The organism is Pseudomonas sp. GM30 (genome assembly GCF_000282275.2).
Lineage (GTDB): Bacteria > Pseudomonadota > Gammaproteobacteria > Pseudomonadales > Pseudomonadaceae > Aquipseudomonas.
The window spans coordinates 1-13,004 of record NZ_AKJP02000003.1 but is presented as its reverse complement, the minus strand read 5'-3'; the positions used below and the strand labels follow the sequence as shown (position 1 = coordinate 13,004).

The following is a 13,004-nucleotide window of genomic DNA, read 5'->3' as shown; positions in this document are numbered from 1 at the left end:
AGCCCAACCCGACAGCCAACACATCACCCCCTGTAGGAGCTGCCGCAGGCTGCGATCTTTTGATTTTGTTGTTCAAGATCAAAAGATCGTCCGATCGCGGCCCGAGCCTTCGGCAGCTCCTACAGGGGGGGCAGTGCTTACCAGGGAATGGTCTCGCCCTTGTAGTTGATGAAGTGATGCCCACCCTTGCCGGTGTACGCATTCACCTGATCAATCAGCCCGCGAGTGCTGGTCTCTACATCCAGGTCAGCACCTTCACCGCCCATATCCGTCTTCACCCAGCCCGGATGCAACGACAGCACGGTGAGTTTCTGCTCGCCCAGTTGCGTGACAAAACTATTGGTCATCGAGTTCAGCGCAGCCTTGCTCGCCTTGTACAGCGCCAGCTCCGGGGCGTCGGGGACGGTGACGCTGCCCAGGCCGGAACTCATGAACGCCAGCACGCCGCTGCCATCGCGGATCTGTCCGACGAAGCGCTGTGCGAGGTTGATCGGCGCCACGGCGTTGGTGAAAAACAGCTGGCCGACTTCGGCCAGTGTCGCGCCGCCCGGGGTTTGCACCTCCGGACCTTTGACCCCGGCGTTGACGAACAACAGGTCGAAGGTCTCGCCCTTGAGCTGCTGGCTCAGGGCGATCACCGCTTGCTGGTCGTCCATGTCGAGTTTCTCGATCCGCACGTTGCCCAGCGCTTGCAGCGCCTCGGCCTTCTGCGGATTGCGCACGGTGGCGGTCACTTGCCAGCCATCGGCCAGCAGGGTTTTCACCAGCCCGAGGCCCAAGCCACGGGAGGCGCCGATGATCAGTGCGTGTTTTGCCTGGGACATGACGGGATTCCTTGAAAGTTACGGTTCACGGATTCAATGGACACGCCTGACCGAGCCGTTGTTGCAACTCTCGTCGCAACACATCGAGTTCGCTCATGCGGGTTTCGATCAAATGCAGTTTGTCGCGCAGCAACTGCGCCACGGCATTTTCCGGGTCGGGCGCGTTCCACAACGCGGCGACACTGTCGCCGATTTCGCCGAGGGTAAAACCCAGGCGCTGTGCGGTCTTGATGTAGAGCACCAGTTGCAGCATTTCCGGCGGGTAATCGCGATAACCGTTGGCACTGCGTTGCGCCGCGATCAGTCCGCGTTGCTCGTAGAAACGCAAGGTGTCGCGGCTGACGGCGCTGGCCTGGGCTAATTCACCGATGCGCATGCTGGGTCTCAAAAGAGGTCTTGACCCTGGAGCATACTCCAGGCTTTACCGTGAGTGCTCCCTGAATTTCCGGAGCATGGATGATGTGGACTGCAAATCAGTATCGCAATGTGGTGCGCGGCAGCGCCTGGTATGACCTGATCGTGACGGCGGCGTTTGCCACGCCGTGGAGTTTTGCTGTGTTGCACGGTTTTTTGACCGCGTTGCATTTGCCCGGTGAGCTGCCTGCGTTTCAGCCCGTGCACATGTTGATGGCAAACCTGCTGGGCTCGCTGGTTTGTGTGTGGGCGGTGCTGCGCATTCGTGATCCGCAACCGGTGTATGGGCGCTATGACGCGGTGGCGCGGTTTCTGTTTGCGGCTTGGCAGGCGTATGCCCTGATGTATGGCGCCAGTTCGTTGCTGATCGGGTTTCTGGTCTTTGAACTGGCGTGGGGCGTGGCTCAGGTCATGCCGGTCTGTGGCGAGGGAGCTTGCTCCCGCTCGGCTGCGCAGCAGTCGTAATTCCTGAGTGCGAGGTCTTCCAGATTCAATGTTGAGGGCCGCTTCGCGCCCCAGCGGGAGCAAGCTCCCTCGCCACAGGTCTGGTGTGTGGCTAATGCCCTGCCTGCCACGGCTGCCCCAACGACACCGGTGCATACAACCGAGTCCGCACCGCATCGCGCGACAACAGCACCAACACCACAATCGTCGCCACGTATGGCAGCATCGCCAGCAGACTCGACGGAATCGCCAGTCCCAAGCCTTGCGCCACCAGGTGCAGGATGCTGGCGAGGCCAAACAGATACGCCCCGAGCAACAAACGCCATACCCGCCAACTGGCAAACACCACCAGCGCCAGCGCGATCCAGCCGCGTCCGGCGGTCATGTTTTCCGCCCACATCGGCGTGTACGCCAGCGACAGATACGCCCCGGCCAGCCCGGCCATCGCCCCGCCAAACAGCACCGCCAGCGTGCGCACGGTCAGCACCGGCAGGCCCATCGCACTGGCCGCGTCCGGGTTCTCGCCAACGGCCTGAATGATCAAGCCGACACGGCTCTTGATGATCACCCACGCCACCAGCGCAAACAGCGCGAACGACAGGTACACCAGCAGATCCTGAGCAAACAGCATCCGTCCAATCAGCGGAATCTCACTCAAGTACGGAATCGCCAACGGCTCGAATCCGGCCAACGGCTTGCCGACCCACGCCGCACCAACGAAGGTCGACAGACCCACGCCGAAAATCGTCAGCGCCAGCCCGGTCGCCACCTGATTGGCGTTGAACACCAGCGCCACCAGGGCAAACAGCGACGACAGCAGCATCCCCGCCAGCATCGCCAGCAGCACACCGAGCCACAGGCTGCCGCTGTTGAGGGCGACGATAAAACCGATCACCGCGCCAAACAGCATCATCCCTTCCTGGCCGAGGTTGAGCACGCCGCTCTTTTCGCAGATCAACTCACCCAGCGCCACCAACAACAGCGGCGTGCCGCAACGCACCATGGCGTAGAAAATATTGCTCAGCAGATCGATATCCATCACAGCGCTCCGGCGGTTACGGCGGTGGTCGACGCGCGCCGTGTCCAGCGCAGTTTCAGGCGTGGCCGATAGAGAATCAGCACGTCGCAGGCCAGCAGGAAAAACAGCATCATTCCCTGAAACAGTTGGGTGATGGCTTGCGGCAGATTGAGGGTCATTTGCGCGCTTTCGCCGCCGATGTACAGCAGCGCCATCAACAGGCTGGAGAACAGAATCCCGATCGGATTCAGCCGCCCGAGAAACGCCACGGTGATCGCCGCATAGCCGTACCCCGGCGAGACTTGCGGCACCAATTGCCCGATCGGCCCGGTCACTTCGCAAACCCCGGCCAGCCCGGCCAAACCACCGCTGATCAACAGCGCGAGCCAGATCAAACGCTTCTCGCGAAAACCGACGAAACCCGCCGCACGTTTATCCAGCCCCAGCACCTTGATCTGAAAACCGACAAAGCTTTTCTGCAACAACACCCACACCGCAACCAGCGCGAGCAGGGCGAAATACACCCCGGCATGCACCCGGCCGTCCTCCATCAGCAGCGGCAGGCGGCTGGCGTCGCCGAACATCGCCGACTCGGGAAAGTTGTAGCCGGCCGGATCCTTCAGCGGCCCGTGCACGCAGAACAGCAACAGGTTCAGCGCGATGTAATTGAGCATGATGCTGGTGAGGATTTCGTTGGCGCTGAAGCGTGTGCGCAGCCATGCCGTCAGCCCGGCCCAAGCGGCGCCGGCGCAGGTGCCGGTAAGAAGAATCAGCACCAGCGCCCAACGGCTTTGCAGGTCGATGATGTTCACCGCCAAGGCACTGCCGGCGAGTGCACCAAGGAGCAATTGCCCTTCGGCGCCGATATTCCAGATCCGCGCTTGATACGCCACCGCCAAGCCTAATGCACAGAGCAGAATCGGCAGGGCTTTGACCAATAACTCGGAAATGCCATACAAGTCGCTGATCGGTGCAATCAGCAGGGTGTGCAGAGTTTGCAGTGGGTCATGTCCCAGAGCGATGAACAACAGCGAGCCGCAACCGAGGGTCAGCAGCGCCGCCAGCAATGGCGAGCACCACAGCATCAGGCGCGATTGCTGGCCACGGGGTTCGAGGGAAAGCAGCATGTTGGGAAACTCCGTCAGGCCGTGGCCGATGAATGCGTGTGGTCGATGTGCCCGGCCATCCAGCCACCGACATCGCTCAGCAGGGTGTCGATGGTGTTCTGCAGCGGCGACAGACGCCCCGCGCACAGTGCGCCGAGGCGGTCGCTGATCTGGAACAGTTCGTCGAGGTCTTCGGAGATCACCAGGATCGCCGCGCCGGCATCGCGCAGGGCAATCAGCGCGCGGTGAATGGTCGCCGCCGCGCCAACGTCGACGCCCCAGGTAGGGTGCGCGGCGATCAGCAGTTTCGGTTGCTGGAGGATTTCCCGGCCAAGAATGAATTTCTGCAGATTGCCACCGGACAGGCTGCGCGCGGCAGCGTGAGTGCCCGGGGTTTTCACCCCGAAGCGCTGAATGATGGTTTGTGCGAGGGTTTCGACTTTGCTGCGCTCGATCAAACCGTTGCTCACCAGCCCCTGTTGAAAGGCCGTGAGCAAGGCGTTGTCGGCAAGGCTCAGTTCCGGCACCGCGCCGTGGCCCAGACGTTCGGCGGGAACGAAAGCCAGACCGAGTTTTCGTCTTCCATCCGGGCGCAAATCAGCGACCGCTTGCCCGGCGAAACGAATCGTTGTCGCGCTGTCGCGAGGCAGGGTTTGCTCACCGCTGAGCAGGGCGAGCAACTCATCCTGGCCATTGCCCGCGACCCCGGCGATACCGACGATTTCGCCGCCGCGCACTTGCAGGTTGATGTCGCTCAACGAGCAGCCGAAGGGATCGGGGTTGTGCCAGCTCAAGCCGTTGACCTGTAGAAAGTCCGCGCCGCCACTGACCTTCGGGTATTCGCCGATCAGTGCTGCCGCTTCGCCAACCATCATCTGCGCCAATTGCTGATCCGAGCATTCGGCCGGCCGGCAATGCCCGGCGACCCGCCCGCCGCGCAAGACCGTGGCGCTATGGCACAGCGCGCGCACTTCCGCGAGCTTGTGGCTGATAAACAGAATGCTGCAGCCCTCGGCCGCCAGACGACGCAGGGTGATGAACAGTTCGTCGGCCTCTTGCGGTGTCAGCACCGATGTCGGCTCGTCGAGGATCAGCAGGCGGATGTCCTGCATCAGGCAGCGGATGATTTCCACCCGTTGTCGCTCGCCAATCGACAGGCTGTGGACAAGTCGCTCCGGCTCCAGCGCCATGCCGTAGCGGTGCGACACTTCCCGAATTTTTGGCTCCAGTTGTTTCGGCGTGCCGGCCTTGGCGCCCATGGCCAAGGCAATGTTCTGCGCGACGCTGAGGGTTTCAAACAGCGAGAAATGCTGGAACACCATGCCGATCCCCAACTGCCGGGCCTGCGCCGGGTTACGCATATTTACTCGCTGACCCTGCCAGAGCATTTCCCCCGTATCGGCCTGGGTCACGCCGTAGATGATCTTCATCAGTGTGCTTTTGCCCGCACCGTTCTCACCGAGCAAGGCGTGGATTTCCCCCGGCGCGATGCTCAGGTCGATGGCGTCATTGGCCAGACAACCGGGGTAGCGTTTGCTGATCTGGCGCAGTTGCAGGCGCGGCGTTGAATCTGGGCTTGGCATGACAGGCTCGACTGACTTGGAGTTATGCCTGTGGATAAAGCAATTTCCTGGCCATTGAGTCAGGAACCTTGTCGGGCCTTGCACGCCAACGGTTGCCGTAGAGCGTCGAAGGGGAAATGCTCGGGAAGTACGGCACCAATTGAGAGCAAAGCCGTTGATCAGGCTCCAGTTTTGACCGCCGGCTACTGATCAAAAAACGAGCAAACGCGTGGGGCCTATGCAGAACCTGCGACTGCGCCAGCCATGAACGGGTTATCCACAGGTTGCTCCACAGTAATTGTGCGCAATTGGAAATCCTTGGCATAAGCGCTGGGGTGCTATCTCCCAATGGTGATAAACAGCGCTAACTGTTTGTTTTTACATGGGATTAATCTTTTTTCATATGGAATGGACGAAAAGTGAGCAAATCGCGCAAAGCCACGTGACAGAAGGGTTACAGCCATATGTGCTCAGGTTATCCACAGTCGGGTGCACAGCAGATGTGGGCAACTCCGTGGAATAAGCAGATTGTGGGCTGCCCTAAAAGATCGCAGCCTTCGGCAGCTCCTACACGGACACGAACATTCTTTTGTAGGAGCGGCCGAAGGCAGCGATCTTTTGATCTTGCTTTCAACGCTGCAGCACAATCCGCCCCCGGCTCAAATCCGCCAGTTGCGTCTGCAGCAACCCGATCTGCGCCTCACCCACCGCCAACTGCAACTCAACACCATTGGCCGTGAAGTTTTCCTCCACTACCAAACCACCCAGATCCGCCACCCGCAGCTTCACCAACGCCAACTCGGCAAAGCCGCAGGCACAACTGAGCGGCACACGGCTGATCAACTCGACTTTTGCCGCCGCTTGCAGGCACTTGTTCGCGCCGCCGCCATAGGCTCGGGCCAAACCGCCGGTGCCCAGTTGAATGCCGCCATACCAGCGGATCACCAGCACCGCGACTTGGTCGCAATCCTGCGCCTCGATGGCTGCCAGAATCGGTCGTCCCGCGGTGCCACCGGGTTCGCCATCGTCGTTGCTGCGGTATTGCACACCGAGTTTCCACGCCCAGCAGTTATGCGAGGCATTCAAGTCGCTGTGTTGTTCGAAGAACGCCTGCGCGTCGGCGGGGCTGCCGATCGGCGCGGCGAAGGTGATGAAGCGGCTTTTGCGAATCTCTTCGCGGTACTCGCAAAAACCGCTGAGGGTGAAAGGCATAAACGTCTTAAATAGTCGGGGTGAGGCCGCAGCCTTTGAGAATGATGCGGATCAGGTTGTTGCCGGCGTCTTCCATGTCTTGCTTGGTCAGCTTGCTGCGCCCGCTGACGCGGCAGATCTGCGTGGCGAAGTCGGCGTAATGCTGGGTGCTGCCCCACAGCAGGAAGATCAGGTGCACCGGATCCACCGGGTCCATCTTGCCCGCATCGATCCACGCCTGAAACACGGCCGCGCGGCCCTGGAACCAGGTGCGGTAATCCTGGTTGAAATACTCGGTCAGGCATTCGCCACCGCTGATCACTTCCATCGCAAAGATCCGCGAGGCCTGCGGCTGACGGCGGGAGAATTCCATTTTGGCGCGGATGTAGCGGGTCAGCGCTTCGGCCGGATCGTCCTCGGCGGTCAGGGTGTTGAAGGTGCTGTCCCACAGTTCGATGATGTTGCTCAGCACCGCGACGTACAACCCCAACTTGTTGGTGAAGTAGTAATGCAGGTTCGCCTTGGGCAACCCGGCATTCTGCGCAATGGTGTTCATGCTGGTGCCTTTGTAACCGTGACGGGCGAACTCGTCTTCGGCGGCTTTGAGGATGGTCTCTTCGTTCTTCTGACGAATGCGGCTGGCGGGTTTGCCGCCGTGAGCGGGGACTTCAAAGGTCATAGGCACTTCCGGTTTGTCTGTGGGTGCAACCAGTTGCGTTGATAACGCACCCACAGGCATCCGACAAGTCCTGAAGCAATAAAACCGTTACGCCTGTTCGATCTTGTTCAGCGCTGCGGCGGATTCAACGCGGTTGGTTTTCGCTTCTGGCAGTAGCAGGCAGAGGATGATCGCGGTCAGGCCACCGCTGGTGATCGCCGAGTCGAACAGGTTCTGCACCAGTTTCGGCAACAGGTGCAGCAGGCTCGGTTGCGCGGCGATGCCCAGGCCGACGCCGAGCGAAGTGGCGATGATCAGCATGCTGCGTCGGTCCAGCGGCGACTGCGCGAGGATCCGCACCCCGGCTGCGGCGACGCTGCCGAACATCACCAGGGTCGCGCCGCCGAGCACCGGTTTCGGGATCTGCTGCAGCACCGCGCCGATCATGGGGAACAGGCCGAGACAAAACAGGATCGCACCGATGTACAGCCCGACGTAGCGGCTGGCGACGCCGGTCAACTGGATCACGCCGTTGTTCTGCGCAAACGTGGTGTTGGGGAAGGCGCTGAAGGTGGCGGCGATCATGCAGCTCACGCCGTCACCGAGCACGCCGCCGCGCAGTCGGCTTATATAAGAGGGGCCGCTGATCGGCTGGCGGGCGAGCATGCAATTGGCCGTGAGGTCGCCGACGGTTTCGATGGTGCTGATCAGATAAATCAGCGCGACGGGCAGGAAAGCCGTCCAGTCGAAGCTGAAACCGAACTTGAACGGTGCAGGAAGACTGACCAGCGGCAGGTCAGGCAATGCCTGCGGGACCAGTTTCCCGCTGAACCACGCGGCCAGACTGCCAAGCAGCAATCCGATAATGATGGCCGACAACCGCACCCACGGCGTGTTCGAGCGATTGAGCAGGATGATCGTCAGCAACACGAACACACCCAGTGCCAGATTGCCCGGCGCCCCGAAGTCCGGCGCATTGAAACCACCGCCCAGATCGGTGATGCCGACCTTGATCAGACTGACGCCGATCAGGGTGATGACGATCCCGGTCACTAGCGGCGTAACAACCCGGCGTAATTGACCGATGAAACGGCTGAGGACGATCTGCACCACGGCGCCGAAAAAGCACACGCCGAAGATCATCGCCAGAATGTCTTCCGGGCTGCCACCGCGCTGCTTGACCAGAAACCCGGCCGACAGCACCGCGCCGAGAAAGGCAAAACTGGTGCCCTGCAAACAGATCATCCCGGCGCCGATGCCGAACGGCCGCCGCGCCTGAATAAAGGTGCCGACCCCGGAAACCATCAGCGCCATGCTGATCAGATACGGCAAATGCGCGGTCAGGCCGAGTGCCGAGCCGATCACCAGCGGCGGGGTGATGATGCCGACGAAACTGGCGAGCACGTGTTGCAGGGCGGCGAGGATCGCGGCCGGTGGTTTTGGGCGGTCGTCGAGGCCGTAGATCAGGTCGCTGGACGGTTCAGAATCTGGCTGCATGGCTTAAGGCTTCTTGTTGAAGGATCGGGGTTGATCCTGCTTTGCAAAAAGCTGTCCACTTGCTCAGGTTATTCAGTGATTTTGTGGTTGAAAACCTGATCTGTCGGGCCTTGCAGGATTTTTCAACGCGTCGCCGCCAGACTCTCCAGAAAACTTTCCAGCACCAAATGAGGGCGCCGCCCCTTGCGCGTGACCGATGCCAGACTCAAATCATAAAAACGTGTCGTCGATTTCAGCGCACGCAAGCGACCTTGCTGCACCCACAGGCTGGCGTAATGATCCGGCAGATAACCGATGTAACGCCCGGTCAAAATCAGAAACGCCATGCCCTCACGGTCGGACGCACTGGCGGTGCAATTGAGCGCCTGGTAATGCGCCTGAATCTCCGCCGGCAAACGAAAGGTCGGGGCAATCGCATCCTGGCTATTAAGGCGCTCGTCATCCAGTTGCTTGTCATCGACATAAAACAGCGGATGACCCACCGCGCAATAAAGCAGTGAGCGTTCGCTGTACAACGGCTGATATTCCAGCCCCGACAGTGCGCTGGCCTGTGGCACCACACCGACATGCAGGCGGCCATCGAGTACGCCTTGTTCGACTTCATTGGGCGCGATCATACGAATCTGGATCTGCACGTCCGGCCCGCGCTCCTTCAGCTGGGCGAGGGCATGGGTGATGCGCATGTGGGGCAGGGTGACGAGGTTGTCGGTCAGGCCGATGATCAACTCGCCACGCAGGTGTTGGTGCAGGCCGTTGACCTCGGTGCGGAAACTTTCCAGCGCACTTAACAGTTGCAGCGCTGACTGATAAACCTCGCGGCCCTCTTCGGTCAGCGAGAACCCGGCGCGCCCGCGTTGGCACAAACGCAGGCCGAGGCGCTGTTCGAGATCGCTCATCTGCTGGCTGATCGCCGAGCGGCCAATGCCGAGCACGGTTTCTGCCGCAGAAAAGCCGCCGCACTCCACCACGCTGCGAAAAATCCGCAGCAGGCGAATATCAAAATCACTGACCTGGGCCAGCGGATCGGGGCGGCGACTGCTCATACTGTTGTTCTCATTGTTTAGCAGGCTTCTAACTGAAGGTTAGAAAAGTTGGATTTCACCGACTTTATCGCCGTGGCAATTTAGCTGCAACAACGCTTTTTATCTCCCTGATGCTTATGCCCTGCGAGGTTTTGCCCGATGAACATGCCTGAAAACGCGCCGTCGCCACTGGCCAGCCAACTGAAGCTGGACGCGCACTGGATGCCGTACACCGCCAACCGCAACTTCCAGCGCGATCCGCGTCTGATCGTTGGCGCCGAAGGCAGCTGGCTGATCGACGACAAGGGCCGCAAGGTTTACGACTCGCTGTCCGGTCTGTGGACCTGCGGCGCCGGGCACACCCGCAAGGAAATCCAGGAAGCGGTTTCCAAGCAACTGGGCACTCTCGATTACTCGCCAGGCTTCCAGTACGGCCATCCGCTGTCGTTCCAGCTCGCCGAGAAAATCACTGACCTGACCCCGGGCAATCTGAACCACGTGTTCTTCACTGACTCCGGCTCCGAGTGCGCCGACACTGCAGTGAAAATGGTCCGTGCCTACTGGCGCCTGAAAGGCCAGTCGACCAAGACCAAAATGATCGGCCGTGCCCGTGGTTATCACGGCGTGAACATCGCCGGCACCAGCCTCGGCGGTGTCAACGGCAACCGCAAACTGTTCGGTCAGGCGATGATGGACGTCGATCACCTGCCGCACACGTTGCTGGCCAGCAACGCATTCTCTCGTGGCATGCCGGAGCAGGGCGGTATCGCCCTGGCCGATGAGCTGCTGAAGTTGATCGAACTGCACGACGCGTCGAACATCGCGGCGGTATTCGTTGAGCCGATGGCCGGTTCCGCTGGCGTGCTGGTTCCGCCGCAGGGTTACCTGAAGCGTCTGCGCGAGATCTGCGATCAGCACAACATCCTGCTGATATTCGACGAAGTGATTACCGGTTTCGGCCGCACCGGCTCGATGTTCGGCGCCGAGAGCTTTGGCGTGACCCCGGACCTGATGTGCATCGCCAAGCAAGTCACCAACGGCGCGATTCCGATGGGCGCAGTGATTGCCAGCTCCGAGATCTACCAGACCTTCATGAATCAGCCGACTCCGGAATACGCGGTGGAATTCCCCCACGGCTACACCTACTCGGCCCACCCGGTGGCGTGCGCCGCTGGCCTGGCGGCACTCGACCTGCTGCAAAAGGAAAACCTGGTGCAGAGCGTGGCCGAGGTTGCACCGCATTTCGAAAATGCCCTGCACGGTCTGAAAGGTTCGAAGAACGTCATCGACATCCGTAACTACGGCCTGGCCGGTGCGATCCAGATTGCGGCCCGTGACGGCGACGCCATCGTGCGTCCGTTCGAAGCCGGCATGGCCCTGTGGAAAGCCGGGTTCTACGTGCGCTTCGGCGGCGACACCCTGCAGTTCGGCCCAACCTTCAACAGCAAGCCGCAAGACCTCGATCGTCTGTTCGACGCGGTTGGCGAAGTGCTGAACAAGCTCGACTGATTTTTCCCTCTATATATACCTGCGAATGACAGGCGCCCCATGCGGGCGTCTGTACACAAGAATTCAGGAGTTTTCGATGAGCGTTATCCCGCATTTGATCAATGGCGAACTGGTGACCGAGAGCGGTCGCGCGGTTGATGTGTTCAACCCGTCTACCGGTCAGGCAATCCACAAGCTGCCATTGGCGACCCGCGAAACCATTCAACACGCGATCGACGCCGCCAAGGCTGCGTTCCCGGCATGGCGCAACACCCCGCCGGCCAAACGTGCCCAGGTGATGTTCCGCTTCAAGCAATTGCTGGAGCAGAACGAAGCGCGCATCTCGCAATTGATCAGCGAAGAACACGGCAAGACCCTCGAAGACGCCGCCGGTGAACTGAAGCGTGGTATCGAGAACGTCGAGTTCGCCTGCGCTGCCCCGGAAATCCTCAAGGGTGAGTACAGCCGCAACGTTGGCCCGAACATCGACGCCTGGTCGGACTTCCAGCCGTTGGGCGTGGTGGCCGGTATCACCCCGTTCAACTTCCCGGCGATGGTGCCGCTGTGGATGTATCCGCTGGCGATCGTCTGCGGTAACTGCTTCATTCTCAAACCATCCGAGCGTGACCCGAGCTCGACGCTGCTGATCGCTCAACTGTTGCTGGAAGCTGGCCTGCCGAAAGGCGTGCTGAGCGTGGTGCATGGCGACAAGACTGCAGTGGACGCGCTGATCGAAGCGCCGGAAGTCAAAGCATTGAGCTTTGTCGGCTCGACGCCGATTGCCGAATACATCTACGCCGAAGGTACCAAGCGCGGTAAACGAGTTCAGGCACTGGGCGGGGCGAAGAACCACGCGGTGCTGATGCCGGACGCGGATCTGGACAATGCCGTCAGCGCACTGATGGGCGCGGCCTACGGTTCTTGCGGTGAGCGCTGCATGGCGATTTCGGTCGCAGTGTGTGTCGGCGATCAGGTGGCGGATGCGCTGGTGGCGAAACTGGTTCCGCAGATCAAGGCGCTGAAAATCGGTGCCGGCACTTCGTGCGGTCTGGACATGGGGCCACTGGTCACCGGTCAGGCGCGGGACAAGGTAAGCGGTTACGTCGATGACGGCGTGGCAGCGGGCGCGACCTTGGTCGTCGATGGTCGCGGCTTGAGTATTCCAGGTCATGAGGATGGCTTCTTCCTCGGCGGCTGCCTGTTCGATAACGTCACCCCTGAGATGCGCATCTATAAGGAAGAGATCTTCGGGCCGGTGTTGTGCGTGGTTCGGGTCAACAGCCTGGAAGAGGCGATGAAGCTGATCAACGATCACGAATACGGCAACGGCACCTGCATCTTCACCCGTGACGGTGAAGCGGCGCGGCTGTTCTGCGACGAGATCGAAGTCGGCATGGTCGGCGTCAACGTACCGCTGCCGGTGCCGGTGGCTTACCACAGCTTCGGCGGCTGGAAGCGTTCGCTGTTCGGCGACCTGCACGCCTATGGCCCGGATGGTGTGCGCTTCTATACCCGTCGCAAGGCCATCACCCAGCGCTGGCCGCAGCGTGCGAGCCATGAAGCTTCGCAATTCGCTTTCCCTAGCTTGTAAGGAGAAGGGCAGTGCACAGAAGGCCGACCTTATAAGGTCGGCCTTCGCGTTTCGGGCTTTTTTGACCGATATGACAGATTTATGAAAATAAGGGTTGACGGCAGATTCTGAGTCTCTATAATTCGCCCCACTTCCGGCGCAGTCGAAACGGAAAACTCCTTGAGATTCAATGAGTTACGCAGTTTTCGA

The 13,004-nt window shown here is 60.6% G+C and carries 12 protein-coding genes; 3 read left to right on the top strand and 9 right to left on the bottom strand.

Going from position 1 to position 13,004, the window contains the following annotated elements; translation table 11 throughout:
• Positions 1 to 137 precede the first annotated feature (137 nt).
• Entirely contained in the window at positions 138 to 824 is a 687-nt protein-coding gene (locus PMI25_RS02335) for an SDR family oxidoreductase (protein WP_007968099.1), read from the bottom strand.
• Between the two features lie 25 nt (positions 825 to 849).
• On the bottom strand, positions 850 to 1,200 hold the full coding sequence (locus PMI25_RS02330; protein ID WP_007968100.1) for a MerR family transcriptional regulator: 351 nt from the start codon (positions 1,198 to 1,200) through the stop codon (positions 850 to 852).
• An 83-nt stretch (positions 1,201 to 1,283) separates the two neighbouring features.
• Here PMI25_RS02330 and PMI25_RS02325 point away from each other — a divergent pair, with 83 nt between their 5' ends.
• Positions 1,284 to 1,703, top strand: a complete 420-nt coding sequence (locus PMI25_RS02325) for a hypothetical protein (protein ID WP_007968102.1) — start codon at positions 1,284 to 1,286, stop codon at positions 1,701 to 1,703.
• Positions 1,704 to 1,794: 91 nt separating this feature from the next.
• Here the strand turns inward: PMI25_RS02325 and PMI25_RS02320 are convergent, their stop codons facing one another.
• The 7 genes from PMI25_RS02320 to PMI25_RS02290 all read right to left on the bottom strand — a co-directional run bounded on the left by PMI25_RS02320 (position 1,795) and on the right by PMI25_RS02290 (position 9,757).
• Positions 1,795 to 2,721 (bottom strand): ABC transporter permease, encoded by a 927-nt coding sequence (locus tag PMI25_RS02320; RefSeq protein ID WP_007968104.1) that lies wholly within the window; start codon positions 2,719 to 2,721, stop codon positions 1,795 to 1,797.
• Positions 2,721 to 3,827, bottom strand: coding sequence for an ABC transporter permease (locus tag PMI25_RS02315; RefSeq protein ID WP_007968106.1), 1,107 nt, complete (start codon positions 3,825 to 3,827; stop codon positions 2,721 to 2,723). The genes PMI25_RS02320 and PMI25_RS02315 overlap by 1 nt, the downstream gene beginning before the upstream one ends.
• A gap of 14 nt (positions 3,828 to 3,841) precedes the next feature.
• Entirely contained in the window at positions 3,842 to 5,389 is a 1,548-nt protein-coding gene (locus tag PMI25_RS02310; RefSeq protein WP_007968108.1) for an ABC transporter ATP-binding protein, read from the bottom strand.
• Positions 5,390 to 5,998: 609 nt separating this feature from the next.
• Entirely contained in the window at positions 5,999 to 6,580 is a 582-nt protein-coding gene (locus PMI25_RS02305) for an IMPACT family protein (RefSeq protein WP_007968109.1), read from the bottom strand.
• Positions 6,581 to 6,587: 7 nt separating this feature from the next.
• A complete protein-coding gene (locus PMI25_RS02300; RefSeq protein WP_045121963.1) occupies positions 6,588 to 7,238 on the bottom strand; it encodes a TetR/AcrR family transcriptional regulator in 651 nt (216 codons plus the stop codon).
• Positions 7,239 to 7,325: 87 nt separating this feature from the next.
• Positions 7,326 to 8,714: a uracil-xanthine permease family protein gene (locus tag PMI25_RS02295; protein WP_007968113.1), complete on the bottom strand. Its 1,389-nt coding sequence runs from the start codon at positions 8,712 to 8,714 to the stop codon at positions 7,326 to 7,328.
• A 122-nt stretch (positions 8,715 to 8,836) separates the two neighbouring features.
• Positions 8,837 to 9,757 (bottom strand): LysR family transcriptional regulator, encoded by a 921-nt coding sequence (locus PMI25_RS02290; protein ID WP_007968115.1) that lies wholly within the window; start codon positions 9,755 to 9,757, stop codon positions 8,837 to 8,839.
• A gap of 138 nt (positions 9,758 to 9,895) precedes the next feature.
• On the opposite strand from PMI25_RS02290, the gene PMI25_RS02285 reads away from it, so the two are divergent.
• Both PMI25_RS02285 and PMI25_RS02280 read left to right on the top strand, forming a co-directional pair.
• On the top strand, positions 9,896 to 11,245 hold the full coding sequence (locus tag PMI25_RS02285) for an aspartate aminotransferase family protein (RefSeq protein ID WP_007968117.1): 1,350 nt from the start codon (positions 9,896 to 9,898) through the stop codon (positions 11,243 to 11,245).
• 76 nt (positions 11,246 to 11,321) lie between these two features.
• A complete protein-coding gene (locus tag PMI25_RS02280; RefSeq protein ID WP_007968119.1) occupies positions 11,322 to 12,815 on the top strand; it encodes a CoA-acylating methylmalonate-semialdehyde dehydrogenase in 1,494 nt (497 codons plus the stop codon).
• The last annotated feature ends 189 nt before the right edge of the window (positions 12,816 to 13,004 follow it).